23 protein-coding genes are annotated in these 24885 nt (G+C 41.6%); 16 read left to right on the top strand and 7 right to left on the bottom strand.

The features are described 5' to 3' along the window. Nucleotides 1-190: 190 nt before the first annotated feature. Complete coding sequence (locus tag PROVRUST_RS00735; RefSeq protein WP_006812756.1) at nucleotides 191-1066, bottom strand: aminoglycoside 6-adenylyltransferase; 876 nt, start codon at nucleotides 1064-1066, stop codon at nucleotides 191-193. A gap of 251 nt (nucleotides 1067-1317) precedes the next feature. Between PROVRUST_RS00735 and nadA the strand changes: the two genes are divergently transcribed. The 3 genes from nadA (at nucleotide 1318) to aroG (ending at nucleotide 4542) form a co-directional block, all read left to right on the top strand. After that, entirely contained in the window at nucleotides 1318-2358 is a 1041-nt protein-coding gene (gene nadA, locus PROVRUST_RS00730) for a quinolinate synthase NadA (RefSeq protein WP_006812755.1), read from the top strand. Between the two features lie 95 nt (nucleotides 2359-2453). Further along, on the top strand, nucleotides 2454-3176 hold the full coding sequence (gene pnuC, locus PROVRUST_RS00725) for a nicotinamide riboside transporter PnuC (protein WP_006812754.1): 723 nt from the start codon (nucleotides 2454-2456) through the stop codon (nucleotides 3174-3176). 310 nt (nucleotides 3177-3486) lie between these two features. Then, nucleotides 3487-4542, top strand: coding sequence for a 3-deoxy-7-phosphoheptulonate synthase AroG (aroG, locus tag PROVRUST_RS00720; protein ID WP_006812753.1), 1056 nt, complete (start codon nucleotides 3487-3489; stop codon nucleotides 4540-4542). A 56-nt stretch (nucleotides 4543-4598) separates the two neighbouring features. Here the strand turns inward: aroG and PROVRUST_RS00715 are convergent, their stop codons facing one another. The 4 genes from PROVRUST_RS00715 to modE all read right to left on the bottom strand — a co-directional run bounded on the left by PROVRUST_RS00715 (nucleotide 4599) and on the right by modE (nucleotide 9049). Then, nucleotides 4599-5339 (bottom strand): hypothetical protein, encoded by a 741-nt coding sequence (locus PROVRUST_RS00715; protein WP_006812752.1) that lies wholly within the window; start codon nucleotides 5337-5339, stop codon nucleotides 4599-4601. 185 nt (nucleotides 5340-5524) lie between these two features. After that, nucleotides 5525-6277, bottom strand: a complete 753-nt coding sequence (gpmA, locus tag PROVRUST_RS00710; protein WP_006812751.1) for a 2,3-diphosphoglycerate-dependent phosphoglycerate mutase — start codon at nucleotides 6275-6277, stop codon at nucleotides 5525-5527. 370 nt (nucleotides 6278-6647) lie between these two features. Then, nucleotides 6648-8126 (bottom strand): molybdate ABC transporter ATP-binding protein ModF, encoded by a 1479-nt coding sequence (gene modF, locus PROVRUST_RS00705; protein ID WP_006812750.1) that lies wholly within the window; start codon nucleotides 8124-8126, stop codon nucleotides 6648-6650. A gap of 134 nt (nucleotides 8127-8260) precedes the next feature. Further along, on the bottom strand, nucleotides 8261-9049 hold the full coding sequence (gene modE / locus PROVRUST_RS00700; protein ID WP_039853996.1) for a molybdenum-dependent transcriptional regulator: 789 nt from the start codon (nucleotides 9047-9049) through the stop codon (nucleotides 8261-8263). Nucleotides 9050-9234: 185 nt separating this feature from the next. Here modE and PROVRUST_RS19065 point away from each other — a divergent pair, with 185 nt between their 5' ends. The 6 genes from PROVRUST_RS19065 (at nucleotide 9235) to modC (ending at nucleotide 13798) form a co-directional block, all read left to right on the top strand. Then, nucleotides 9235-9387, top strand: coding sequence for an AcrZ family multidrug efflux pump-associated protein (locus PROVRUST_RS19065; protein WP_039854347.1), 153 nt, complete (start codon nucleotides 9235-9237; stop codon nucleotides 9385-9387). A 276-nt stretch (nucleotides 9388-9663) separates the two neighbouring features. Beyond that, a complete protein-coding gene (locus PROVRUST_RS00690) occupies nucleotides 9664-10272 on the top strand; it encodes a hypothetical protein (protein ID WP_039853994.1) in 609 nt (202 codons plus the stop codon). Further along, nucleotides 10269-11054: a surface-adhesin E family protein gene (locus PROVRUST_RS00685; protein WP_006812746.1), complete on the top strand. Its 786-nt coding sequence runs from the start codon at nucleotides 10269-10271 to the stop codon at nucleotides 11052-11054. The genes PROVRUST_RS00690 and PROVRUST_RS00685 overlap by 4 nt, the downstream gene beginning before the upstream one ends. Nucleotides 11055-11246: 192 nt before the next feature. Further along, nucleotides 11247-12017, top strand: coding sequence for a molybdate ABC transporter substrate-binding protein (gene modA / locus PROVRUST_RS00680; RefSeq protein WP_006812745.1), 771 nt, complete (start codon nucleotides 11247-11249; stop codon nucleotides 12015-12017). Between the two features lie 22 nt (nucleotides 12018-12039). Then, nucleotides 12040-12729, top strand: coding sequence for a molybdate ABC transporter permease subunit (gene modB / locus PROVRUST_RS00675; protein ID WP_006812744.1), 690 nt, complete (start codon nucleotides 12040-12042; stop codon nucleotides 12727-12729). 1 nt (nucleotide 12730) lies between these two features. Next, nucleotides 12731-13798, top strand: coding sequence for a molybdenum ABC transporter ATP-binding protein ModC (gene modC / locus PROVRUST_RS00670; protein WP_006812743.1), 1068 nt, complete (start codon nucleotides 12731-12733; stop codon nucleotides 13796-13798). Between the two features lie 139 nt (nucleotides 13799-13937). Here modC and PROVRUST_RS00665 read toward each other — a convergent pair whose 3' ends face one another. After that, entirely contained in the window at nucleotides 13938-14756 is an 819-nt protein-coding gene (locus PROVRUST_RS00665; RefSeq protein WP_039853992.1) for a pyridoxal phosphatase, read from the bottom strand. 176 nt (nucleotides 14757-14932) lie between these two features. Here PROVRUST_RS00665 and pgl point away from each other — a divergent pair, with 176 nt between their 5' ends. Then, nucleotides 14933-15913 (top strand): 6-phosphogluconolactonase, encoded by a 981-nt coding sequence (pgl, locus tag PROVRUST_RS00660; protein WP_039853991.1) that lies wholly within the window; start codon nucleotides 14933-14935, stop codon nucleotides 15911-15913. A 44-nt stretch (nucleotides 15914-15957) separates the two neighbouring features. On the opposite strand, the gene bioA is transcribed toward pgl, so the two are convergent. Next, the gene (bioA, locus tag PROVRUST_RS00655; protein ID WP_006812740.1) at nucleotides 15958-17229 is read right to left on the bottom strand and encodes an adenosylmethionine--8-amino-7-oxononanoate transaminase; all 1272 of its coding nucleotides are present in this window, start codon (nucleotides 17227-17229) and stop codon (nucleotides 15958-15960) included. Nucleotides 17230-17322: 93 nt separating this feature from the next. Between bioA and bioB the strand changes: the two genes are divergently transcribed. The 6 genes from bioB (at nucleotide 17323) to PROVRUST_RS00625 (ending at nucleotide 24772) form a co-directional block, all read left to right on the top strand. Next, nucleotides 17323-18360 (top strand): biotin synthase BioB, encoded by a 1038-nt coding sequence (gene bioB / locus PROVRUST_RS00650; protein WP_006812739.1) that lies wholly within the window; start codon nucleotides 17323-17325, stop codon nucleotides 18358-18360. After that, nucleotides 18360-19517, top strand: coding sequence for an 8-amino-7-oxononanoate synthase (gene bioF, locus PROVRUST_RS00645; protein ID WP_006812738.1), 1158 nt, complete (start codon nucleotides 18360-18362; stop codon nucleotides 19515-19517). The genes bioB and bioF overlap by 1 nt, the downstream gene beginning before the upstream one ends. Continuing rightward, nucleotides 19495-20328 (top strand): malonyl-ACP O-methyltransferase BioC, encoded by an 834-nt coding sequence (bioC, locus tag PROVRUST_RS00640; protein WP_006812737.1) that lies wholly within the window; start codon nucleotides 19495-19497, stop codon nucleotides 20326-20328. Before bioF ends, bioC begins: the two co-directional genes overlap by 23 nt. Beyond that, nucleotides 20321-20995: a dethiobiotin synthase gene (gene bioD, locus PROVRUST_RS00635; RefSeq protein ID WP_006812736.1), complete on the top strand. Its 675-nt coding sequence runs from the start codon at nucleotides 20321-20323 to the stop codon at nucleotides 20993-20995. The genes bioC and bioD overlap by 8 nt, the downstream gene beginning before the upstream one ends. A gap of 612 nt (nucleotides 20996-21607) precedes the next feature. Continuing rightward, nucleotides 21608-23626, top strand: coding sequence for an excinuclease ABC subunit UvrB (gene uvrB / locus PROVRUST_RS00630; RefSeq protein WP_006812735.1), 2019 nt, complete (start codon nucleotides 21608-21610; stop codon nucleotides 23624-23626). Nucleotides 23627-23848: 222 nt separating this feature from the next. Beyond that, nucleotides 23849-24772, top strand: a complete 924-nt coding sequence (locus tag PROVRUST_RS00625) for an Rpn family recombination-promoting nuclease/putative transposase (protein ID WP_006812734.1) — start codon at nucleotides 23849-23851, stop codon at nucleotides 24770-24772. Nucleotides 24773-24885: the final 113 nt, after the last annotated feature.

The raw sequence follows: 24885 nt of genomic DNA, 5'->3' as shown, positions 1-24885 counted from the left end.
ACGAAGTGTAAGTCTGAAGGACTTAAATCCTGCACGACCCACCATCTTAAAAATTTCTTCACATAAAATTCCATTAGTCTCCTCCTGAACATCCACGGTTTCGAACTCAGTCAAAGAACAATGAACACCAATAACCACTTTCAATTCTAAAAAAACAAAAACCAGCATTCCCTTGCTAGTTCTGCATTATTTATTTCATCTTTTCGGCTATTAGCCCGTTATCCTTTAATATCCCGATAACAATGTCCTGCATTTTTAAGCCCACAGATTGTTTTTCTTGATAGTTGAATAGACTCATAGACTCAGCACTAACCTCGAGAAAGCTTGCCATCAAGCAATGCAGGGATAAAGCGGCCTTATGTGCAGTTCCACAGTCAAAAATTATTTCTGTTGCTTTGATAAAGCGCTCCGGCATCCATTGTTGGTAGTGCTTGCCGTTGTACCAAACATCTTTAAATTCATTGGAATGTGATGCATTCAACTCAAGCAAACTGAGAAAAAATTGTTTCATATCCGTGCTTCTTGACCAAGCACTCCATAATTCATTTCGGGTCAGTGCGATAGCCACCTGATGGGCTTCAAACCAAAAATCAGTGACTAGCTCATCAAATTGACTTTGTCTTAATAATGGGGGCTGTAGAACACGGATATTGGCGGCTTCAGGTAGCTGGTCAGTTAACCCTGTTTTATCCAACAAAACAGTAAAGCCTCGGGTATAAATCGTATCTAATCCTTGTTGCATTTTTTTGAGCCTTATAGGCTCTGCAAACGTAAAATCAACTTTACGCCCTTCCTCGTAGATGACTAAACACGTGGGAAATTCTGGTTCATTTTCTCCACCATTTTGCAAATGCAAGGCAATAAGCGGATTGGCAATTAGGCTAACCCAATTTTTGTCGTTAAAAAGGTCGGTTACGCCATGGCCGATAAGTTCGATATCAATGTCTGAATAAGCATCAATATCCTTTTCTCTCCCACGAGAGCCAGTCAGTACAACTGCTTCGATTCTCGGTTCGAGTAATGAAATAGATATTATTTTATTTAATAAAGTTGCAGGTGATTCCATAACTAACCTATTGAAATTAACAGGAGTGGCTAAGATACCGATAAATGGGTAGAAAAGCGAAAGACAAATCAGAAAAACTGTCGATGAAATTTAAGGTAGAGGATATATGGGATTTTGATCGAGAAAAGGTTGGAGACTTCTAAGGCGAACTGGAGTATCGTGTTTAGTATATAAAACAAAAGTATGACGATTTAGGGGTTTTATGAAAAATTTTAGCTATAAAACCACTTTCTGCTAAACAGAGGCAAGCAATGAGCGTGTTTATCGATTTTGACCAGGCCGTTTATCCGTTTCCACCAAAACCAGCGTCCTTAGATGCAGATCAAAAGGCATTTTATCGCGAGCGAATCAAAGCGTTACTTGTTGAAAAAAATGCAGTCATTGTCGCGCACTATTATACCGATCCTGAAATTCAAGCCTTAGCGGAAGAAACTGGGGGATGTGTCGCTGATTCGTTAGAAATGGCTCGATTTGGTGCTCGTCATCACGCCTCAACCTTATTAGTTGCTGGGGTGAGATTTATGGGGGAAACAGCCAAAATCCTCAGCCCAGAAAAAAATGTCTTAATGCCAACGTTGGATGCCCAATGTTCATTAGATATTGGTTGCCCAGACGAAGAATTTGCTCGTTTTTGTGATGCTCATCCTGACCGTACCGTGGTGGTCTATGCCAATACGTCTGCGGCCGTTAAAGCTCGAGCCGATTGGGTCGTTACATCCAGTATTGCGGTTGAGCTGATTGAGCACCTTGATAGCCTAGGTGAGAAAATTATTTGGGCACCCGATAAGCATTTAGGTCGTTATGTTCAGCAACAAACTGGGGCGGATATTCTGTGTTGGCAGGGGGCTTGCATTGTTCACGACGAATTCAAAACTCAGTCATTAGAAAAAATGAAAGCCATGTACCCTGACGCGGCGGTATTGGTTCATCCAGAATCTCCACAGGCGATAGTGGATTTAGCGGATGCCGTCGGCTCAACCAGTCAACTGATTAAAGCCGCACAAAATTTACCGAATCCATCAATGATTGTTGCAACAGATAAAGGGATTTTTTATAAGATGCAGCAAGCCTGCCCTGATAAGGCTCTCTATATCGCACCAACGGCGGGAGAAGGCGCGACGTGCAGGACATGTGCTCATTGCCCTTGGATGGCAATGAATGGCTTACAAGCGATTGCAGCGGCTCTAGAAGGGGATGATGTCACGCACCAAATTCATGTCAGTGAGCAGTTACGTGAAAAAGCCATGCAGCCATTGAATAAAATGCTAAAGTTTGCTGAAAGTCTAAAATAACAGTTGTGATTTGACGGTTTAATTTAAATTCAGAATCGTCTGTGATATTGATGAGCAATGCTATTTTAACCATTAATGATAAATAGGATGTTGAGATGGAGTTCTTTAGCACCGCCAATACATTAGTTCAGATTCCTGTATGGGGAAGTGTTTACGATTTGTCGTATATTGAGGCTGTAGGCACTATTGCCGGCTTACTGTGCATTTTATTAGCTAGTTTTGAAAAAACGATTAATTACCTATTTGGTCTAATCAACGTAACTCTATTTGCGGTGATTTTTTTCCAAATTCAATTATACGCAAACCTGCTTTTACAACTCTTTTTCTTTGGTGCCAATATTTATGGTTGGTATGCTTGGAGCCGAATGTCCAGCTCTCAAGAGGCAGAATTAAAAATTCGTTGGCTAAGTTTACCAAGCGCATTAACCACATTAATTATTTCTGTCCTCGCGATTATTGTTCTGACGTTTAATATTGATGCTGTCTTTGGTGTATTAGCCAACTGGGCTGTGGCGGTATTAAATCTGTTTGGTGCTAATTTAGTGATGCCAGTGCTTGAACCCGATGCTTTCCCATTCTGGGACTCGACGATGACCGTATTGTCGGTTGTGGCAATGATCCTAATGACTCGCAAATATGTGGAAAACTGGCTGTTATGGGTAGTAATTAATGTCATTAGCATTGTGGTTTTCTTTATCCAAGGTGTTTACGCCATGTCGTTGGAATACCTACTGCTACTCGGTATTGCTCTAAATGGTTCTCGTCTATGGATGAAATCTGCGAAAGAAAATGGCTCTGAGCCAATGTCTCGTGGCTAGATAAGAAAAAATACAAAAAAAACGGCTAAAGTAACATCCTCGTTGTTTAGCCGTTTCTATATGTTTTTACGCTATAAAACTCATCTAAAATCTAGTAATTGTGCTAGATATCAGTATTTGACCTCATTTTATAATCAAACCACAATTTAATGATGATTTTCTGGTCTGTTTGGTTGTTTACAGATGCTCGGGGAACGGTTAGATTAAAAATTCGATACCTGTCGCATTTCAAGTTATTTGTTAGCTATTGAGATTTAAAAGGTATGTAACTCAACTTCAGTAAAAAATAATAAACAGTGGATATACCGGTATGAACTATCAGAACGATGACGTCAGAATAAAACAGATAAAAGAATTATTACCTCCTATTGCTCTGCTTGAAAAATTTCCAGCAACCGATAAAGCTGCGTTTACCGTTCATGAAGCTCGCCACGCTATTCATAATATCCTTGTGGGAAAAGATGACCGTCTTGTTGTTGTCATTGGCCCTTGCTCGATTCATGATACAAAAGCCGCGTTGGAATATGCTCAGCGTTTGAATGAATTACGTGCTGAGTTAAAAGATACCCTTGAAATTGTTATGCGTGTCTATTTTGAAAAACCGCGTACAACAGTAGGTTGGAAAGGGTTAATTAATGATCCTCATATGGATCATAGTTTCAATATCAATGATGGTTTACGAATTGCCCGTGAGTTGCTCTTAACGATCAATGACCAAGGTTTACCGACTGCTGGAGAATTCCTCGATGTCATCAGCCCGCAATATGTGGCAGATTTGATGAGCTGGGGAGCTATTGGTGCGCGTACGACGGAATCACAAATTCACCGTGAATTAGCGTCTGGCTTATCATGTCCAGTTGGCTTTAAAAATGGGACTGATGGCACCATTAAAATTGCGATAGATGCGATTAATTCGGCACGTTCGGCACACTGTTTCTTATCAGTGACGAAATGGGGGCATTCTGCAATTGTGAATACCAGCGGAAACCCAGATTGCCACATTATCTTACGTGGTGGTAAAGAGCCAAACTATAGCGCTAAACACGTTAAAGAAGTGCGTGAAGGTTTGGAAAAAGCCGGTTTAGTGCCAAGTATTATGATTGATTTTAGCCACGCCAACAGCTGTAAGAAATTTGAAAAACAGATGGAAGTCGCTACGGATGTTAGCGCTCAAATCAGTCAAGGTGACCGTTCAATCACGGGTGTGATGATTGAAAGTCATTTAGTTGAAGGGAACCAAGATTTAGAATCTAGTGAACCTCTAGTTTATGGTAAAAGCGTCACGGATGCGTGTATTGGCTGGGATGATACAGAAAAAGTATTGCGCCAGCTGTCAGATGCGGTAATTGCCCGTCGTAATAAATAAACTAAAATTTAAAGAAAAAAGCCAGTTCGCTATTTTAGGAACTGGCTTTTGTTTGCTTATTTTTTAATTCGGCTGAGTAATTTTTCTATATTAGCCTGATCGTCTGCGGTTGTACTGATTGGGGTGGCAGACAATGGAATTTCTGTTTCTTCAACTTTAGCAGAGAAAAATAGTTTCCCTTTCTCTGTTTTTAGATAGGTCATATCCTTGAGTGGGATGCGGTAGCAAAAGGCGAAGATATTAGGGCGAATATAAAAATGGTCACCTTTAACCGCTAAATAGGTGGTAGTACAGGCTTTTTTACCGAAATAACCTAAAAAGGCTGCCAGTACAAATAAAAACATTCCCATACTTTGGCTCAATACAATCAATACAATACCCAAAATAGCCAGAGGGATCACGGTCATCGTATTACGGCGTTTATCCATGGTTAGGCGAATATCAAAATCTACGTTAATGGTCGTATCGAATGGTGTTAGTTGATGGTAGCGCCAACGGATAGCGGAGAAAATCATTCCCATTACAAATACAATAGTAATTGGCATTAATGCAACGCTGCTGATGATAGCGATAATAATCGCCAGTGTAGGCTTATAGTTGAGTACCATCATGCTGACGATTTGGACTGGAAAACTCACACAGGCAATGATCATCAGAGTCTTCATTAATTCTGGATTAGAACTCCCAGCTGGTCCTTCAAGTGTCATTTCACCCGTTTGTAGCATATACAGCAACGCACCTAAAATACTGGCGCTGAGGATCAACCCCACCCAGACATAAAGATTAAATTTATTCATTATCTTGTTTTATAAACCTTTCAGTTAGTTTTTCCTATGATAGTCGGTTATGGGCTATTCCGACACTCAACGCGGCATCATTTTATAATGAAAGTGAATGAAGAAGGAATTAATGACAATAAAAAAGGGCTAAGCCATCAGCTCAACCCTTAATGTAATTTGCTAGGTATCAAAAAAGTAAGTGATTACTTTGCTTTACCTTGGTTAGCTACTGCTGCTTGTTTAGCGGCGATTTCGTCTTGATTACCCAAATAGTAGCGTTTGATTGGTTTCATGTTTTCATCAAACTCATAAACCAGTGGCACTGCTGTAGGGATATTCAGGTTCAGAATTTCTTCTTCACCCATGTTATCTAAGTACTTAACTAACGCACGCAGTGAGTTACCGTGAGCGGCGATAATGACTTTCTCACCGCTAGCTACGCGAGGCTTGATCACTTCTTCCCAGTAAGGAACAACACGGTCAATCGTTGTTGCCAGGCTTTCAGTAACAGGTAACTCAGACGGTTTTAAGTTCGCATAACGTGGGTCGTGACCAGGATAGCGTTCGTCATCTTTAGTCAGGTCTGGAGGCGTGATAGCAAAACCACGACGCCATAATTTAACTTGCTCATCACCATATTTTGCTGCGGTTTCTGATTTGTCCAGACCTTGCAGAGCACCGTAGTGACGTTCGTTCAGTTTCCAGCTTTTTTCTACTGGCAACCATTGCTGTTCAACTTGATCAAGAATGTTCCATAAGGTGTGGATAGCACGTTTCAGAACAGAGGTGTAAGCGAAATCAAAAACAAAGCCTTCATCTTTTAGCAGTTGGCCTGCATTTTTCGCTTCTTCGCGACCTTTTTCTGACAGTTCTACATCAGTCCAACCGGTAAAGCGGTTTTCTTTGTTCCACTCACTCTCACCGTGTCTTACTAAAACCAGTTTAGTTACAGCCATAGCTAAAACTCCTATCAGTACATTCAAATTAGAAATGAATTATTGCTGACCTACATTATAGGGATAGTCGTCCCGAACGCTAGTGACAACTTGCGTTTTATCAATGCCAAACTAAAAAAATCAACAACATCGAGATCTTAGCAATAAATATTTAACTTAAGATGGGATGAAACGATTTAGTTTATTGGACGATTTTCAGCTTGCTTCACTTGCTTAGTAAATCATAGGTATGGACTAGATTTAACCTCAAGTGAATCGATACAGCAAGAGAAAAATTCAATAATAATATGCGTTGGATTAAGTAATACAAAGATTCAATCAATTAATGCGAAAATGGCTAGTAAGTAAATACTCACCAGCCATTGGATGGTTATTCTGGCTCAACGATTTCGATGTCATAACGGTATTTATCACCATCAGGAACGAATTTTAATCGATGGGTAATACAGGAAGGTGCATCTTCTTGGTGATGAGAAACAAACAGTAATTGGGTATTACCGCGACTAAGCATAATATCAATAAAGCGGAGTACTAACAGGCGGTTGAGCCCATCAAGCCCTTGCAGAGGTTCATCAAGAATCAACATGGCAGGGTGTTTAACTAATGCTCGGGCAATCAATATTAACCGTTGTTGACCCCATGAAAGGCTATGAAAAGGTTGTTGAGCGGTTTGAGGAGCGAAGCCAAGTAGTGCCAACCACTCATAGGCCAATTGAACTTGGCGATCTGATGGGGTTTGGTATAACCCGATTGAGTCATGGAAGCCTGAGATAATCACATTGAGTACGCTAGTGGCAACGCGATATTCCTGATGAATACTGTTGCTGACGTAACCAATATGACGCTTAATATCCCAAATGGTTTCGCCACTACCTCGGCGGCATCCAAATAGTGTGAGGTCATTACTATAACCTTGAGGGTGATCCCCTGTAATCAGGCTTAGTAATGTGGACTTACCTGCACCATTTTCACCAATAATTTGCCAATGTTGGTGAGGGTCAACTTGCCAATTCAACCCATGTAAAATGGGTTTATCATTGTAGCTCACAATTCCATTTTTTAAGATGATACGCGGAGTCTCTGGATCTAAACTCTCATCCGTAGTTGGGTCTTCTTGTTCGGGGATTGTCAGCTGTTTTATTTTTTCACTGTGTTGTAGCTGACTAATTAGAGTGTCAGCAAGTACTGACTTTCTATCACCGGAAAGCGTGAGTTTACAGTCGGCGACGATGCCAATATTTGTGACAAACTCAGGGATTAAATCAAAACGATTTAAGACCAGCACCAAAGTGAGCCCTTGCTCATGTAAATCAAGTAATAGCTCACTTAAACTGTTGCGAGAGTACACGTCCAACCCATCAAAAGGCTCGTCGAGGATTAATAAATCCGGATTTCCCATTAATGTTTGGCACAATAAAACTTTACGGGTTTCCCCTGTCGAAAGATATTTGAAGCGACGAGAAAGCAGATCACTGATACCGAATTTAGCTGCCAGCGCTAAACAATATTCATTGTCTTTATGGTGGAGTTGTATGATTTCGGCGGCACTATATCCAGTGTCTTCTTCATCGTCACTGAGCAAATCGGTATTATTACGCTGCCACTCCTCGGCGATTATTTTTTGTAGCTGCTCAAAGGAGAGGCGAACAGGGGACTTAAAACTGTTTTGGTTTATGCCAGAAAGTCGCTGTAATTCACCGGAAAAAACACGTGCTAGTGATGATTTGCCGCTTCCATTTGCGCCAATAAATGCCCAGCTATCACCAGAATGAATTTCAAGTTGTTGAATATCCAGTGTGTGTGTATCACTAAGCTTAAAGCACCCATTTTGTATTATTATTGAGCCCATCTAGCATCCTTATCATTGACCATGTCTTGTACCACAGATAATCAGGTTCGCAGACAAAGTCAATAAGTAGGCGTTAGGATAAGCTAAAAAAACCGCAGGGTTATTTGCCGTAAATAAAATAAATAACTAAAAATTTAGCAAAGGGTGGCAATAATTACTTGTTCGGCATTAAATAGTGCTGTAATTGAGTCGCCAATCGCCAATTTTAACGCATCAACTTCTTGATTCGTTAAGGTTGAGCACAGGGTTTCACCACCCGCTAAAGTGACTAAAATTTCACTATTTTCAGAACCACGTTCTAAGGTAGAAACAGTTCCCGCTAGTTGATTATCGTAGTGGCTGTGATTGGGTTGTTTGGTCAGTTTTACCCATGGTGCTTTAATTAGTGCGAGCACCTCTTTGCCTTCGATTAAGCCAAGACGATTAGCACTGGATTCCGTAAGGGCTGCATTAATCACGGTTTTCTGATCGGCTAATTTTACTTGAACATGTTGTAAAACTTGGTTGTGATCCCGGGCAATCAGCGTACCGAAAAACTGATTACGGGCACTCGTTTGTAGTGAAAATCGAGAGATAGCAGCGAGTAAGCTGTCAAGAGGGAGGCTATCTTCTTTGAGGACATCGAATGCTTTTTGCTGAATTTGTCCTAGTAAATCATATAGCTGGATTAATCTTTCCCCATAATGAGTTAATGTCGTTCCGCCACCACCTTTGCCTCCAGTGGCTCTATCAACTAAAATGTCATCGGTGAGTTGGTTCATTTCGTTGATCGCATCCCAAGCACTTTTATAGCTAATACCTGCTAACTTAGCGCCTTGGCTAATTGACCCTGTCGCTTTTATCTGTTTGAGAAGCGCGATGCGGCGAGGATCGGCAAATAAACTTCCTTGTAATTTTAATGTGAGTAGAATTTCAGCCTGCATAGCTCTCTCCCCTAGGTTTTTGGCGGTATAGATAAAAAGCACGTTTAGTATGTCGCTAGTATAATAATTTGTCTAAAATAGTATGCAATATAATGCTATTGTGCGTTATTATTTTAGTTATAGTTGATTTTTCCTCGTCAGCGTATCAGAAGGCTGGTGAGCACAGTATCACTGAAGAGGTTTTAATGTTAGAACTCATAAAAAGTTTGGGCTTTGCTCTTTTAATGGTTCCAGTTGTGATGGCGCTGATCATGGGTCTTATCTATGGTTTAGGGGCTTTCTTTAACTTGCTGTCTAAAGCTCACGTACCGCACCATCATCACAATGAAAACAAATAGTCACCTGTAGACCATTTAGTTTTCTCGCTAATTATTGCCCTCTGGCTACTCGATAGTTGGGGGGCAAGTCATTTTTACTCGGTGAAATAGTTAGTTTTGTGATTTTTTACTATCTTTCATCACTCAACAGTAAATAACGTTATTTCTATTGAATTGTCTTAATTAACTCTATTTGCTGAACAATCACCATGACCATTCTAAATTCTTAGTGTTATAATTTTGATATTATTATTTTTATAAATATTTAAACACCAAATGTTATTCAAAGGATGGTTTATGATGATATTTCGTATTTTAATCGTATTTCAATTGTTAATAATGTCTTTTAGTAATACAGCCACGGCATCAACGCTGATAAAATCATTATCAAATTGTAATGCTGAGTTTTTTAAAGATGCCAGTCAAAATAATCAAATAAAACCTATAATTAATGAGTTTTATCAACAAAAAATTATAGATGGTGAAGATTTTATAAAACCAATAAGTGTTAATGAAGGTTCATTAAAACTCGATAAATTTGTAGTGAAGTATACAGATTTTAATAAATATAAAGACGTTGTTCCAAATGCACCAACAGGTGAATATTATTATTGGGGTTTTGAGTCTAGCCAACCACTAGATGAGGTTGCTCGCATATTATCTAAAGAAATAAAATTAGTAAAAATTGCAGATAATTCGTATGTATATAACCCTGTATATCGTAATTCTCTATCTGATAAATGGCTGAAAAATAGTTCTCCAGTAGGGGATATTGCACCTGACGAAGAATCGGCAGAAAAATTATTTATCATCGAAGAGAGTAGTGATAAAACGGTCACGCTATTTTGTTCTATACAAGGGAATTTAGAACCTCAAGATTTACGTGAAGTAGGAATCATCAAATGAAACTTAAATTGATAATATTATCTTCCATCTGTATTTCTGTGATGGGCTGTCAAAGTTCCCAAAAGCTTCAAGAGAAAAATACGCTAAAATCTTCAGAGTTACCTGCTGGATATATAAAATGGATGGAAACTAAATCGGCAACCATGTATATGGCTAAGCCAGAAACCGATTATTACCAAGGTAACACTGATTTAATTCAAATTAATGTGGTGACGTCATTAAAAGAAGAGAATGATTTAAAAGGAATTAAATTTAATTCGATAAAAGCGACACATATCTATGACTGTCGAAAAACTAATAAATATACTGAGCGACCAATAGGATTTTTCGCCAATAAATATGCAACGGGTAAGCCTACTATTCCATATCCAGACGTAAGTAGTCGCTGGGAAATTGCAGCCGAAAATAATTTCAATGCTATTTTTTGGCAAAAATTGTGTGAGTTGAAAAATGGCTCACAAAAGACATCGGATGATTTTGTGAATAACCTAAATCAGCGAGCGCCAATCAAACTTAATGATTGGTTAACGTTGATAGGTGCTCAAAAAGCAGAGGGAATTATTCATATTTCATATCGAGCAGATGACATGCCAAAAGCCGATTTTCATCGAAAATTGAATAGTGAAATCAAGGAAAAGCAGCTTAATAAGATATGCGATATATTTGAAAATGGTTTAGGTTTGAGTAAACCTAAAGCCGTTGTTTTAGAGTATTACAATGGTAATTCACTCGAGTCTACTATCGAGATTAATGACCAGAAATGCCAATCTATTGTCCAGTAGTTTTTCTTTCTGCATCTCTATGGGATAGGCGACGAAAACATTAACGTTGTCTATCCTCCTGTCGATATTATTATTGAGCGCTTGTAAATCTTCCATTTGTTGAGCTAGCACACCTTTATGCATTGTTTAACTTTAAGTTAACGCTATATCTTGATATATATAGCGGGTTAATTAATACAAGGGTGGATTAAAATGAAAAAAGGTTTGATATCACTGGTCGCTGGCGCCACATTAACGCTTTCAATGGTGGGTAACAGTTTTGCGGCTGAGAAAATTACGGTATTTGCGGCAGCTTCGTTGACCAATGCACTGAATGAAATTTCAGCACAATATAAAAAAGAGACCAATGTTGAAGTGGTTGCTTCATATGCATCATCCTCAACGTTAGCGCGCCAAATTGAGCAAGGTGCACCAGCGAATATGTTTATTTCTGCTGACCAACAGTGGATGGATTTTGCGATTGATAAAAATTTGATGGTGAACGATACGCGTTATACCTTACTGGGTAATGAACTGGTTTTGATCGCGCCAAAAGATTCTAAAATTGATAAAGTCGAAATCAATAAACAAACTGATTGGAAAAAATTGCTAGATGGCGGACGGTTAGCTGTTGGTGATCCAGACCATGTCCCTGTTGGTATTTATGCTAAAGAGGCTTTAACTTATCTCGGTGCATGGGAAACAGTTAACCCATTATTGGCTCGTACTAATAATGTTCGTAGTGGTATGGCGCTGGTTGAACGCCAAGAAGCACCTTTAGGTATTGTTTACGGCTCTGATGCGGTTGCGAGCCAAAAAGTCAAAGTCGTGGGTATTTTCCCAGCAGATACCCATAAACCTGTTGAATATCCAATGGGAATTGTTAAAGATCAGGATAATAAAGCGACCCGTGATTATTATGAATACCTGAAAACCCCAGTGGCTTCAGAAGTGTTCAAACGTTACGGTTTTACTACCAAATAGCGAAGAGAATATATCGTTGCAGATGTTAAGTGCTTATGAATGGGAAGCGATTTACCTAAGTTTAAAGGTCTCTAGTGTGGCTGTGGTTTTCAGTTTACCGCTGGGGATCTTGGTCGCTTGGATATTAGTTCGTTGCCATTTTCCCGGCAAAACATTGCTCGATAGTATTATCCACTTGCCACTGGTGCTACCGCCAGTGGTTGTGGGTTATTTACTGTTGATCAGCATGGGAAAACGTGGATTTATTGGCGAATGGCTGTATGACTGGTTTGGCTTCAGCTTTACATTTAGTTGGCGCGGTGCTGCATTAGCATCTGCGGTAGTCGCTTTTCCGCTAATGGTCCGAGCCATTCGCTTGGCGCTTGAAGCGGTGGATAGAAAATTAGAGCAAGCAGCCCGTACACTTGGGGCGACGCCTTTACGCGTCTTTTTCACGATTACTATCCCATTATCCTTACCGGGTATAATTGTCGGTACTGTACTGGCATTTGCACGATCTCTTGGGGAATTTGGCGCGACAATCACGTTCGTTTCCAACATTCCAGGGGAAACCCAAACAATTCCACTCGCCATGTATACATTGATTGAGACGCCGGGAGCTGAAACTGATGCAGCGCGTCTGTGTATTATTGCGATTGTTTTAGCGTTAATTTCGTTGTTGATTTCAGAGTGGCTGACCCGTTGGGGCAAGAAGCGCTTAGGGGTAGCCTAATATGTTAGAACTGAATTTTTCTCAAAAATTGGGCGACTTACAGCTAGAAGTTAATACTCAATTACCCACAGAAAGTATTACCGCCGTATTTGGTTTGTCGGGAGCTGGAAAAACTTCATTAATCAACGTGATTGGTGGGCTCACTAAACCCAATAAAGGCCGGATTGTCCTGAATGGGCGCACACTGGTGGATATTGAAAAAGGAATTTGCCTGCCACCTGAGAAGCGACATATTGGCTATGTTTTCCAAGATGCACGGTTATTTCCCCATTATCGAGTGAAAAGTAACTTGCGCTACGGTATGGCGCCGGAAATGAAAGAAAGATTCGATGATATTGTTGAATTGCTGGGTATTGAAAAATTACTTAACCGATTCCCGATTACGCTGTCTGGTGGTGAAAAACAGCGGGTGGCGATTGGTCGTGCGTTACTCACCGCACCTGAAATTTTGCTAATGGATGAGCCATTAGCGTCCCTCGACCTCCCTCGCAAACGTGAATTATTACCGTACTTAGAAAAGCTATCAAAAGATGTAAAGATCCCAATCCTGTATGTGAGCCACAGTTTGGACGAAATCTTACGTTTAGCGGATAAAGTCATCGTGATGGCGCAAGGTAAAGTTAAAGCGTTCGGGCCTCTCGAAGAGGTGTGGGCAAGTAGTGCGTTACGACCTTGGCTACAACAAGAAACGCTCAGTAGCGTTCTTAATGTAGAGGTACACAGTCAGCATCCAGACTATCAAATGACCGCGGTTTTGGTTGGTGGACAAAAACTGTGGATCCCCCGTGTCGATGTGGATAAAAACAGCGAATTACGTCTGCGAATCGATGCTTCAGATGTGTCGTTAGTGCTCGAAAAACCCCTAGTAAGCAGTATTCGAAATATTCTTTCTGCAGAAGTGGTGGAATGGGTTGAGGATGGTGAGCAAGTGGATGTGAAGTTAGATCTTGGTGATGAGCATTATTTGTGGGCGAGGATCACGCGTTGGGCTAGGGATGAACTTTCGATCCGCAAGGGGCGGAAGGTGTTTGCGCAGGTTAAGTCGGCATCTCTTTCTAAAACATTCTAAAGGCTCGTTGTTCTTCACACCGCAGCGTTGTTGACTTCATTAACTCTCCCTAGTCACATACTTATGTATGCTCCTAGGGATAGCTTCATTTGCGGCCTAGCCACAACACCAATGACTTAGAGCCTTAGATTGAGTCGTTTTACAAAACATATTTACGGATCACTTCGGCGATACCCGGTTCGGTATTCACGCGAGTGACAAGCTTCGCTTGCTGCTTGATTTCATCAACAGCGTTACCCATAGCAACGCCTAGACCTGCGGTGGTGAGCATGCTTAAGTCGTTGAAATTATCGCCGAAAGCAACCACATCATTCATGCTCATACCTTGGGCTTCGACCCATTCTTTCAGGCGTTGACCTTTGCTATTACCTTTGCGGCCTACATCCACCTGATCTTCCCACGACCATTCGCAATCTAAGTCTAATTCTGACTCAATTTCACGAACAATATCGTGCAGACGTTGATGGTCTGGCGAGGTGACGGCAAATTTCCAAATGTACTCATATTGGTTGAGTGCATGGGCGAAATCTTCGATAAATTCGAAGTTTGGACGTTGATGTTGAGGTAAAGATTGCGCCCAATTTAATGTGCGCGTCACACCTTCAGTTTTCGTGTGATACAGCATCGCATTATCAACATACATTAAGTGTTGAATATCAGAGCCACGCAGTTTATCAATCAGTAAAGCAGCGGAATCGACGGTCATTGGGTTGGATTTCAGGACTTTTTTACCTAAATAGTCATACAGGTAAGTCCCGTTACAGCAAATCGCTGGGGTATCTAAATCCAATTCCTGATAGAACGGATGGATAGCTACATGGTGGCGACCAGTCACAATAATGACTTTGACGCCTTGGCGACGGGCTTCATTCAGGACTTCTAAAGATTCAGGCAAAATTCTTTTCTGGTGATCGAGTAATGTTCCATCGAGATCGAGGGCAATAACGCGGTATGACATAAACGACTCCATATGATTTTTTCGGATTCATTTTAGAGCCTTATGATAACTGAAGTTGATTAGTGTTTATACATCAAACTGTGCGAGGCAGGATTTTAGGGGCATTTTCTATTATTCTAGGTAGAATCATTAATTCGCTAATTGCGCTCGAATTTATCATCACTCAAGGAGTCAGGATGGATCAGGTTGTTTATGTTGCCAGCCCAGAAAGCCAACAAATTCACGTATGGGCAATGAACCAAGTCGGTGAACTTTCGCTGCTACAAACCGTGAATACACCGGGACAAGTACAGCCGATGGTGGTCAGCCATGACAAAAAATATCTGTATATTGGTGTGGGACCTCACTTGAGCGTTGTGACCTATGAAATTGAAGTTCAAGGGGTATTGCGTTTTAAAGCACAAACTAGCGTGCCGGGAAAACCCGTGCATCTGTCGTTAGATAATAGTGGTAAATTCCTATTCGTACCCTCGTATCATCAGCATAATTTAGCTGTTTTACCTATTGGTAATGATGGTGTTGCGGGAGCGCCTATCCAAGTGGTTGAAGGTCTGCGTCATCCTCATTCTTCCCATATGGATGCACAAAATCAGCAACTTTGGATACCTTGCCTCGGTGAAGATCATATTCGCCTGTTCGATTTAGCGGATAACGGTTATTTAACCGAAGCCACCGCAGAGCAAATCACCACGGCGGCAAAAGCGGGACCTCGCCATCTCGCATTACATCCTACCGAAAATGTGATTTATTGCCTTAATGAGTTGGATTCCACCATTAATGTATATCATAAATTTACCCGCTATCGCGAAATGCAGAATGTTGCGTTATACCCTGCGGGTAACCAGAGCCAGCGTTGGGCTGCAGATGTTCATATCACGCCGGATGGTCACCATTTGTATGCCAGTGAACGTTCCGAAAGTTATTTGAGCCACTATCAAGTCTCTGATAACGGTCGTGAACTGAGCTTAGTTGGGCGTTATCCAACAGAAACTCAACCACGCGGCTTTAATATTGATGGAACGGGGCGTTTTTTGATTTCTAGCGGACAAAAATCCGATCATATTTCGGTCTCTGAGATTGATCCGATTACAGGGAAATTAACCCTATTAGCTCGCTATAAAGTATCGGCTGGTTGTATGTGGGTGACGTTTAGATAAATGTATACTGTGTCGCTGAAAGGATAACTCAGCGACATTTTCCATTACGCGGTGAGAACTTTTTCCATGGCTTGGGTGATTTTTGTGAGTTGCTCCGGTGTAATGATATACGGCGGCATCACATAAATCAGTTTACCAAATGGGCGAACCCAAACACCTTCTGCAACAAAAATCTTCTGTAATTCAGCCGTGTTAACTGGCCGCTTCATTTCTATCACACCAATGGTTCCGAGAACTCGAACATCCTGAACGCTGTCATAGCGAACTAACGGTAATAACTCTGTGATTAATTGTTGTTCGATATTTGCGACAGTTTTTTGCCATGGACTTTCTAGGAGTAACTTCAGACTGGCATTTGCTACCGCACACGCCAGAGGGTTTCCCATAAAGGTAGGACCGTGCATAAAGCAACCCGCGTCTCCGTTACTGATGGTTTCAGCCACATGGCGGGTAGTGATGGTTGCAGAGAGCGTCATGTACCCTCCTGTTAAACCTTTTCCTAAGCACATAATATCAGGTGAAATATTAGCATGATGACAGGCAAATAATTTCCCCGTACGCCCAAAACCGGTGGCGATTTCATCGGCTATGAGCAGCAGACCATATTGGTCACATAACTCGCGTACACCTTTTAAATAGTTAGGGTGGTAAAAACGCATTCCACCTGCACCTTGAACGATCGGTTCAAGGATGATCGCTGCAATATCTTGATGATCCTCAGCCAGTTGTTGCTTCAGTGGTAATAAATCGGCGTCATCCCATTCATCATGAAAGCCACATTGAGGGGCATCCACAAAAATATGTGGTGGTAAATAGCCTTTATACAGCCCGTGCATGGAGTTATCAGGATCACAAACCGCCATCGCCCCAAAAGTATCCCCGTGATACCCGTGACGTAGCGTCAAAATACGCTGACGTTTCTCTCCACGAGCTTGCCAATATTGCAGTGCCATTTTGAGAGAAACTTCGACAGCAACGGAACCTGAATCAGCTAAAAATACACACTCAAGGGGTTCTGGTGTGATGGCTACCAATTGTTTGCAGAGTGCGATTGCGGGTGGATGGGTGATTCCACCAAACATCACATGGGACATTTTTCCCAGTTGTTCCGTTACTGCTTGGTTAAGTACTGGATGGTTATAGCCATGGAGAGTTGCCCACCAAGAAGACATGCCATCAACTAGCCTTTTTCCATCTGCCATGATTAGCTCTACGCCTTCGGCGGCAACGATAGGATAGGCGGGGATAGGGTGGCTCATCGAGGTGTAAGGATGCCAAATATGCTTGGCATCAAAAGCAATGTCGGAACTGTCCATATAAATCACTCGTCAACTTTTTTAGATCAATTTAGTTGACATGATAATCTCAATATTTAAACTGGCAACAACTTTTTCAACTGGAGTATTTCCGTGAGCCAATTAAAACAGTGGACAATAAAACAAGCTAATGAACTGTTTTCAATGCCTTTTTTTGAACTATTATTTCAAGCGCAGCAAGTACATCGCCAGCATTTTGATCCGCAACAAGTTCAAGTGAGCACATTGCTGTCGATTAAAACTGGTGCATGCCCCGAAGATTGTAAATATTGCGCCCAAAGTGCGCGCTATAAAACTGGACTAGAAACTGAGCGCCTGATGGAAGTTCAGCAAGTTCTTGAATCAGCGAAAAAAGCTAAGCATGCAGGCTCAACTCGCTTTTGTATGGGAGCCGCATGGCGTAACCCGAAAGAGCGCGATATGCCTTACCTTGAAATGATGGTGAAAGAGGTCAAAGCCCTCGGAATGGAAACTTGCATGACCCTCGGAATGATTGATGATTCTCAGGCAAGTCGTTTAGCGGAAGCTGGGCTGGATTACTATAACCATAACCTTGATACCTCCCCTGAATATTATGGAAATATTATTACGACACGCACTTATCAAGATCGTTTAGATACGTTGAATAATGTGCGTAGTGCGGGGATCAAAGTTTGTTCCGGAGGAATTTTAGGATTGGGTGAGAAAGTCAGTGACCGTGCGGCATTGCTCGTCCAGCTGGCGAATTTACCTAAACCACCAGAAAGCGTGCCTATTAATATGCTGATGAAAGTAGAAGGAACGCCAATGGCGGACAACGAAGATGTTGATCCATTTGATTTTATTCGCACTATTGCAGTTGCACGCATCATGATGCCTACCTCCTATGTGCGTTTATCTGCGGGCCGTGAGCACATGAATGAGCAAACTCAAGCGCTATGTTTTATGGCGGGTGCTAACTCGGTATTCTATGGTTGTAAGCTGCTTACCACACCAAATCCAGATGAAAACAAAGATATTGCCTTGTTCCGAAAATTAAATATTAACCCTGAGCGTATTGAAACTGATGAAGGGGATAATTTGCAAGCCGCAAATCTGGCAGAAGCGGTACTCACCGCGGATAACTCACAGTTTTATAATGCGGCAGTCTAATGAGCTGGCAATCCTTTATTGAAACTCAATTGGAGAAGCGTAAGCAAGCTTCTGCATGGCGAGAACGTCGCTGTATTGAGAAAAGTAATGGCAGAGAACTCACTTTTGAAGGTGAAAATTATCTTAATTTCTCTTCAAATGATTATTTAGGTCTTAGCCAGAATGCAAAGGTGATTGCCGCTTGGCAACAAGGCGCGCAAGAGTATGGTGTCGGGAGTGGTGGTTCGGGACATATTACAGGCTATACCAACGCTCACAAAGATCTTGAGCAGCAGCTCGCCAAGTGGCTTGGTTACCCTAAAGCGCTATTATTTATCTCGGGATTTGCAGCAAACCATGCACTGATCAGCGCGTTAATGACCCACGAAGATCGCATATTGGCGGATAAATTAAGCCATGCATCACTCCTTGAAGGGGCGATGCATTCTCAAGCGCAGTTACGTCGATTTAGCCATAATAGTGTGTCATCTTTGGAAAAACTGATCAGTAAGCCATTCTCCTCTAAAACCTTGGTGATCACCGAAGGGGTGTTCAGCATGGATGGGGACAGTGCACCTCTGGATGAGCTGAATACAGTTGCTCATTCTTATGGTGCTTGGCTGATGGTGGATGATGCCCATGGAATTGGCGTGAGAGGACGGCAAGGGCGGGGTAGCTGTGATGAATATGGTATCAAGCCTGATATTTTAGTGGTGACGTTTGGCAAGGCATTCGGGGCTAGTGGTGCGGCGGTATTATGTGATGAGTCCACGGCAGATTTCTTGATTCAAGCGGCGCGTCACCTCATTTATAGCACATCAATGCCACCTGCACAGGCTGTCGCGTTATCCGCTGCCGTACAACAAATTCAGCAAGCCGATGCGGCAAGAGCACAGCTTCAGAGTAATATTCACCATTTTAGGAATAATATAGATTTACCCGATATGCAGTTGGTGGACTCCATGACGGCTATCCAGCCATTGATTGTGGGAGATAATGCAAAAAGCCTACAACTATCAAAATTTCTGCGGAATAAAGGGATTTGGGTTCAAGCAATACGCCCGCCGACAGTGCCCCCTGATAGCGCGAGATTACGGATTACGTTGAGCGCAGCCCATCATCAAGAGGATGTTGATAAATTATTGGAGGCTCTCCATGAGTTTAAGTTTGTTTCATGAGGGCAGCGCTCAAGATATTCATTGTCGTCAAAAACAAAAAAATCGACAAAAACAGAAAATAGCGTCGGCTTTTGGGCGTGCTGCGGCTCGCTATGACTCTTTGGCTAATTACCAGCAAAACACAGGATCACAATTACTACGGCTATTAGATCAGTATGCCAATCCAGCGAGTTTATCGACATGCCATCATATTTTAGATGCGGGATGTGGAACTGGTTTTTTTAGCCAAATTATGCAGCAACGTGGGGATCAGGTGACAGCACTCGATCTTTCTGTGGGCATGCTTAATGTGGCCAAAAGCAAGCAGTCTGCCAACGATTATGTGTGTGCAGACATGGATGCACTTCCTTTCGACAATGCCTCTTTTGACGGTGTATTTTCTAATTTAGCCATTCAGTGGTGCGATGACCTTCAACATGCATTGGGGGAGCTCTATCGGGTAACCAAACCGGGTGGCATGATTGGATTCACGACATTGGCGGAAAATTCGTTGGGGGAATTATCCCAAGCATGGAAAGTGCTGGATGATACACCCCATGTTAATCGTTTTTTAGCCTACCCGCAGATTACCAAAAGCTGCTTACCGTGGCGCCATCAGCTTTTTCAACAAGCGGATACGCTCTATTTTTCTAATTTGATTGAGCTTCTCAACTCGGTTAAAGGGATTGGTGCCACACATTTAACAGCGGGACGCCAATCGGGGCTGATGACTCGTCAGAGGTTGCAGCAATTGATATCGGTTTATCCTGATACCGACCAAGGGCTGCCATTAACTTATCAAACAGTGTTTGGAATTATTTATCGTGACTAAGACCTATTTTGTAACGGGAACCGATACTGAAATCGGCAAAACCATGTCGAGCTGTGCATTATTACAAGCCGCAAATTTACACGGTTTTAATACTGTGGGCTATAAACCAGTGGCATCAGGGAGTGAAATGACGCCCCAAGGTTTACGTAATAGTGATGCATTACAATTACAGGTGAATAGTCGCGTCAGTGTGCCGTATGAGCAGATCAATCCGATTATCTTTGAAGCGCCGACATCACCCCATATTGTGAGCGAGAAAATGAATCAGCCCATCCAATTTTCAGTGATGAGCGACGGGTTAAGAAATCTGCAACAGCAAGCGGATTGGGTATTAGTAGAAGGCGCTGGTGGCTGGTATACGCCATTATCTTCAGAGCAAATGTATGCCGACTGGGTGGTTGAGCATCAACTTCCCGTCATTTTAGTTGTTGGGGTTAAGCTGGGTTGTATTAATCATGCAGTATTGACGGCTCAAGCCGTGATGGCCGCAGGTTTATCTTTAGTGGGATGGATTGCCAATGAGGTCGAGCCCGCAGGAATTTATCAGCAAGAATATCTCACGGCACTAAAACGAATGATCGAAGCACCCTGCTTGGGGATCATTCCGCATATCGAAAATCATTCCTTCAATGATATTGGAAAATATCTAGACATTTCCGCACTATAAAATGAGCTAAAACTCTCTATATCATGGGGTATAGAGAGGGGGTTCTCGATTCTTTTTTCATGCGATCTTTTTTAACGTATTAGATCCTTTTTTTGTCAAGTTTCACTCTGAAAATACTACGTAGTTTCCGTAAATAAACACAAAATTCCTATTTTGTCTAAAATTGAGCGTAAAAACATTTTCATCATTTCGTCATATTTTTGAAATTTAGCCCCTTGTTAACAAATATTGCACTCATCGCGAAAGCATGGGGGTAAAGGACTTACAGAGTTATCCACTATTTCTGTGGATAACCTTGTGAATTAGCATTCTAAAACTATCCTGATGCTAGGCGACAAGCGGGTTTGCCTTTATTTGATGTGATTCTGGACTTTTGAATAATATTATTTAAATACAAATAGTTAAATAAAATCAAGCGTTCCATTTATATTTGCATTAAAGGTAAAAAAGGCAAAAGCATAAAATATCTAGTTTCAAAAAGGTCAAGCTTTATTTGGGGATAACATTTTCGTAAATAGATTTCAACCTAAGAAAAAGGAAATTTATCATCAGCACTTGAAGCTGGTTTTTTATCCAGTATCATAGGTAGGAGATTATTGATGAGGGGTGATTATGAGCAAGGATTTTAAACTGTATTCTGATTTCCAGCCTGGGGGAGATCAACCCGAGGCAATTCGTAAACTAATAGAAGGGCTGGAAGATGGACTTGCTCATCAAACGTTATTAGGGGTAACGGGGTCTGGGAAAACATTCACCATTGCCAACGTGATAGCACAAGAAAACCGCCCAACCATGCTGATGGCGCATAACAAAACATTGGCGGCGCAGTTATACAGTGAGATGAAAGGTTTCTTCCCTGACAACGCGGTTGAATATTTTGTCTCTTACTATGATTACTATCAACCTGAAGCGTATGTGCCAAGCTCAGATACTTTTATTGAAAAGGATGCCTCGATAAACGAACATATCGAGCAAATGCGTCTGTCTGCTACTAAAGCACTATTGGAACGCCGAGATGTGATTGTAGTAGCTTCTGTGTCAGCTATTTACGGGTTAGGTGACCCTGACAGTTACTTGAAGATGATGCTGCATCTTACGGACGGGATGATTATCGACCAGCGTTCGATTTTGCGCCGCCTTGCCGATCTACAATATACTCGTAATGACCAAGCGTTTACTCGCGGTACATTTCGCGTGCGTGGTGAGGTCATTGATATTTTCCCCGCTGAATCTGACGAATATGCGCTGAGAGTGGAATTATTTGATGATGAAGTTGAGCGTTTATCACTTTTTGATCCCCTCACTGGCGCTATTCAACATCGAATTCCTCGCTTTACGGTGTACCCCAAAACTCACTATGTCACTCCGCGAGAACGCATTCTCGAGGCTATGGAGCAGATAAAAATTGAGTTAGCGGATAGACGTCGGGTACTGCTGGAAAATAATAAGCTTATTGAAGAGCAGCGCGTCGCTCAACGAACCCAATTTGATTTAGAAATGATGAATGAATTGGGGTACTGCTCTGGAATTGAAAACTACTCTCGTTATCTATCGGGCAGAGCACCGGGCGAGCCACCACCAACGTTATTTGATTATTTACCCGCAGATGGCTTGTTAGTGGTTGATGAATCCCACGTTACCATCCCACAAATTGGTGCAATGTATAAAGGCGATCGCTCTCGTAAAGAGACATTAGTTGAATATGGTTTCCGTTTGCCTTCTGCGTTAGATAACCGCCCAATGCGTTTTGAAGAGTTCGAAGCTGCTGCGCCACAAACTATTTATGTCTCAGCGACACCGGGTAATTATGAATTAGAGAAATCCGGTCATGAGGTCATTGAGCAAGTCGTCAGGCCAACAGGGTTACTTGATCCAATCATTGAAGTTCGTCCAGTAACAACACAAGTTGATGATTTACTGTCTGAGATTCGTCTTCGTGTGGAAAAACAGGAACGTGTTTTAGTGACCACATTGACTAAACGTATGGCCGAAGATTTAACGGAATATCTCGAAGAGCATGGAGAACGTGTTCGTTATCTTCACTCTGACATTGATACCGTCGAACGTGTGGAGATCATCCGTGATTTACGCTTGGGTGAGTTCGATGTGCTGGTGGGAATTAACTTGCTGAGGGAAGGTCTGGATATGCCAGAGGTTTCTCTAGTTGCGATCCTCGATGCCGATAAAGAAGGGTTCTTACGTTCCGAACGTTCATTAATCCAAACCATTGGTCGTGCTGCACGTAACTTGAATGGTAAAGCCATTCTCTATGGAGATAGAATTACCAATTCAATGGCAAAAGCGATTGCGGAAACAGAGCGCCGCCGTGCAAAACAGATTGAGTATAACGAAGCCCATGGTATTACCCCTCAAGGGCTGAAGAAGAAAGTCGGCGATATTCTGCAAATCGGTCATAAAGTCGGGGGCAAAGGTAAAGGGCGCGGCAAAGGGAGTAACAAAGAGGATCTGGCGCTTAATATTCAGTCAATGTCGACCAAAGAGTTGGAACAGCGTATTTCACAACTTGAAGCTCAAATGTACAAGCATGCTCAAGATCTTGAATTCGAAGCCGCGGCTCGAGTTCGTGATGAATTACAAACGCTACGTAATCAATTTATTGCGAATTCGTAATATACGATAGCTCATAAAAAAATATCAATATACCAAATTGCCCTTTAGCAGTTTAACTGCGTATTGAAGGGCTTTTTAATTAATAGGATAAGTTAATAATTCTATTTATAACAATCGGTTATATTGTCAAGGTGTTGTCGTGAATTAGGATTAACTTTTTCACAGTCCCATAAATATATTGGTTAGTATCTTGCTCATCGGTAGCTTTGGATGACATAGGATATGGCAAATAATCTCAGTTCTACACCTCATGATTCAGCATTTAAAGGTTTTATGACCAAGCTGGATAATGCTCGGGACTTTTTTGATATTTATCTTCCTAGTCGTATTAAACGGCTATGTTATTTTGATACCTTATCATTGACCAGTGCTTCGTTTGTGGACAAAACCCTACGTTCGCGTTTATCGGATATGCTCTATTCGGTTGAAACTGAGCGAGGGGAAGGCTATTTGTACTTGCTAGTTGAACACCAATCTACCCCAGATAAGTTAATGGGTTGGCGTTTAATGCATTATGCATTTTCCGCGATGAATCAGCATTTACAGCAGGGTAATAAGACGTTACCACTGGTGGTGCCTATTCTGTTTTATCATGGAAAGCAATCACCGTATCCATATTCTCAGTCTTGGACCGATTGTTTCCAATGGTCAGATTTAGCCTATGACTTGTATTGTAATCCACTGCCCTTGGTGGATATCACTGTCGTTAATGACGATGAGATTGTGAATCATCGTAAAATTGCGGCGATGGAGTTGGTTTTAAAACATTCATCACAACGGGATAACCTTTTAGCTTTATCGGAACGTTTAACTCAGGTATTCAATAACAATCAAAATCATCAAGATGATGTCATTTTAGTTATAAATTACCTCTTTAGCGTTATGGACACCCCAACTTATACTCATATAGTAAAAACGTTGGTTAACCAAACTGGTGAACATCAGGAGATTGTAATGAATATTGCGCAGCGTTTAAGAAATGAAGGCATAGAAAAAGGTAGAGAAGAAGAACGGATTATTGCAAGGAAACAAATGAGGTTAAACCTACAAAAACAAGTGGTAACGAGTTTGAAATTAGGTTTAAGCATTGATGTTATCAGCCAAATAACAGGGTTATCACTTGCTGAAATTCAAGCACTTTGCTAGTTATCGAACTCATTGTCTTTCCCCTTATACAAATAGTGGAATTGGAATGACGTATCAACATCACAATGAAAAAGGCTGAGTTTAGCGAAAATACTAAACCCAGCCTTTTCGTA

The sequence above is a fragment of the Providencia rustigianii DSM 4541 genome, assembly GCF_000156395.1.
Classification (GTDB): domain Bacteria; phylum Pseudomonadota; class Gammaproteobacteria; order Enterobacterales; family Enterobacteriaceae; genus Providencia; species Providencia rustigianii.
The sequence above is the reverse complement of the archived record's forward strand: the minus strand, read 5'-3'. Positions and strand labels throughout refer to the sequence as shown.

What these genes read in the sequence shown, in the direction of transcription:
- gpmA (WP_006812751.1), bottom strand. Translation starts at nt 6,277, where the DNA reads ATGGCTGTAACTAAACTGGTTTTAGTAAGACACGGTGAGAGTGAGTGG.
- modB (WP_006812744.1), top strand. Translation starts at nt 12,040, where the DNA reads ATGTTAAGTGCTTATGAATGGGAAGCGATTTACCTAAGTTTAAAGGTC.
- modC (WP_006812743.1), top strand. Translation starts at nt 12,731, where the DNA reads ATGTTAGAACTGAATTTTTCTCAAAAATTGGGCGACTTACAGCTAGAA.
- bioC (WP_006812737.1), top strand. Translation starts at nt 19,495, where the DNA reads ATGAGTTTAAGTTTGTTTCATGAGGGCAGCGCTCAAGATATTCATTGT.
- pnuC (WP_006812754.1), top strand. Translation starts at nt 2,454, where the DNA reads ATGGAGTTCTTTAGCACCGCCAATACATTAGTTCAGATTCCTGTATGG.
- bioF (WP_006812738.1), top strand. Translation starts at nt 18,360, where the DNA reads ATGAGCTGGCAATCCTTTATTGAAACTCAATTGGAGAAGCGTAAGCAA.
- PROVRUST_RS00685 (WP_006812746.1), top strand. Translation starts at nt 10,269, where the DNA reads ATGAAACTTAAATTGATAATATTATCTTCCATCTGTATTTCTGTGATG.
- uvrB (WP_006812735.1), top strand. Translation starts at nt 21,608, where the DNA reads ATGAGCAAGGATTTTAAACTGTATTCTGATTTCCAGCCTGGGGGAGAT.
- bioA (WP_006812740.1), bottom strand. Translation starts at nt 17,229, where the DNA reads ATGGACAGTTCCGACATTGCTTTTGATGCCAAGCATATTTGGCATCCT.
- PROVRUST_RS00625 (WP_006812734.1), top strand. Translation starts at nt 23,849, where the DNA reads ATGGCAAATAATCTCAGTTCTACACCTCATGATTCAGCATTTAAAGGT.
- aroG (WP_006812753.1), top strand. Translation starts at nt 3,487, where the DNA reads ATGAACTATCAGAACGATGACGTCAGAATAAAACAGATAAAAGAATTA.
- pgl (WP_039853991.1), top strand. Translation starts at nt 14,933, where the DNA reads ATGGATCAGGTTGTTTATGTTGCCAGCCCAGAAAGCCAACAAATTCAC.
- modF (WP_006812750.1), bottom strand. Translation starts at nt 8,126, where the DNA reads ATGGGCTCAATAATAATACAAAATGGGTGCTTTAAGCTTAGTGATACA.
- PROVRUST_RS19065 (WP_039854347.1), top strand. Translation starts at nt 9,235, where the DNA reads ATGTTAGAACTCATAAAAAGTTTGGGCTTTGCTCTTTTAATGGTTCCA.
- PROVRUST_RS00735 (WP_006812756.1), bottom strand. Translation starts at nt 1,066, where the DNA reads ATGGAATCACCTGCAACTTTATTAAATAAAATAATATCTATTTCATTA.
- PROVRUST_RS00715 (WP_006812752.1), bottom strand. Translation starts at nt 5,339, where the DNA reads ATGAATAAATTTAATCTTTATGTCTGGGTGGGGTTGATCCTCAGCGCC.
- nadA (WP_006812755.1), top strand. Translation starts at nt 1,318, where the DNA reads ATGAGCGTGTTTATCGATTTTGACCAGGCCGTTTATCCGTTTCCACCA.
- modE (WP_039853996.1), bottom strand. Translation starts at nt 9,049, where the DNA reads ATGCAGGCTGAAATTCTACTCACATTAAAATTACAAGGAAGTTTATTT.
- modA (WP_006812745.1), top strand. Translation starts at nt 11,247, where the DNA reads ATGAAAAAAGGTTTGATATCACTGGTCGCTGGCGCCACATTAACGCTT.
- PROVRUST_RS00690 (WP_039853994.1), top strand. Translation starts at nt 9,664, where the DNA reads ATGATGATATTTCGTATTTTAATCGTATTTCAATTGTTAATAATGTCT.
- PROVRUST_RS00665 (WP_039853992.1), bottom strand. Translation starts at nt 14,756, where the DNA reads ATGTCATACCGCGTTATTGCCCTCGATCTCGATGGAACATTACTCGAT.